At 41.9% G+C, this 628-nt stretch carries 1 protein-coding gene; it reads right to left on the bottom strand.

Annotated elements, in window-relative coordinates; translation table 11 throughout:
- Positions 1-248: 248 nt before the first annotated feature.
- A partial coding sequence (locus BCT81_RS03080) for a DUF3334 family protein (RefSeq protein ID WP_133152509.1) occupies positions 249-628 on the bottom strand: 380 nt, incomplete at its 5' end.

Raw genomic sequence — 628 nt, 5'->3', positions numbered from 1 at the left:
ACACTTAGCTATTTTCTTTAGGGCTTTTTTCTTATCCATCGACTACTTAATCATTACCGCAAATTTTGAAAAGTCCGACATTTTACATGTTTTGGCGGGTAACAGAAAGCAAAACTCACTCAGTGGGCGAGTTGGGTTCGTAACAATTAATTAAGCAAAACGGACTTTGGAGCATAAACAAAAACGCCATCAAGAAGATAGATGGCGTTAGTGACCGGGTTTTTGGTAATGACTAGAGCATTCGCAAACTAGATACCCAGTTCATCAAGCAGATCGGCTGCTGAATCGTTGCCTGAGCTTTGTGTTGGCTTATTGTCTTCCTGCATCTTTTTCTGAGTTGCTTCAAGAATGCTGTCTGGGCACTCGTCTTCTGCAATCTCAAATTCTTCTAGTTGGATGAACTCTGTTTTGTCCATAGCCAGCTCAAGGTAGAAGATATTATTGTTTTCAGTTGAGAAGGTCACACGACGAGCCTGTGGGCGATCAAGGTTAGTATCAACGGAAAGGTTTACTTGCTTGTTCAGTGCCAGCATCTTCGGTTGGTTTTGAGTGATGTTGGTTTGCAGCTCTTTGCGGATCTTATTAGTGAAGTCACCAACTAGCTGGTTCATTAATTCACCTAGTACGT

The sequence above is a fragment of the Vibrio sp. 10N.261.52.A1 genome, assembly GCF_002876325.1.
GTDB classification, from domain to species: domain Bacteria; phylum Pseudomonadota; class Gammaproteobacteria; order Enterobacterales; family Vibrionaceae; genus Vibrio; species Vibrio chagasii.
The sequence above is the reverse complement of the archived record's forward strand: the minus strand, read 5'-3'. Positions and strand labels throughout refer to the sequence as shown.